General features: G+C 62.3%; 1 pseudogene. It reads right to left on the reverse strand.

What is annotated here, in order from left to right:
* Positions 1-247, reverse strand: a pseudogene (locus tag SxD43FB_RS24540) (transposase); the annotation flags it as partial.

Below are 247 nucleotides of genomic sequence, written 5' to 3' on the forward strand. Positions count from 1 at the left end.
ACAGCTTCTCCTCGATCACGTCCTTCACACAGCGAGGTGCCAATGCGCCTTCTGCCTTCTCCTCGATCTCCTCGCCGAGCCAGGCCATGGCGCGATAGAAGTGATGGAGGGCAAGATCCTCGCTGCCGTCGATGGCGTAGCTCTCCATCCAGTCCAGGCAGGCTCGGTCCGAGCCTGAGACGAACAGGCGGTGCAGTGTAGCGACAAATACGGCGCGCTCCACGGCAAAGCCGAACTGGCGCCCTTC

The sequence above is a fragment of the Sphingobium sp. D43FB genome, assembly GCF_002312805.1.
In the GTDB taxonomy this organism is placed as follows: domain Bacteria; phylum Pseudomonadota; class Alphaproteobacteria; order Sphingomonadales; family Sphingomonadaceae; genus Sphingobium.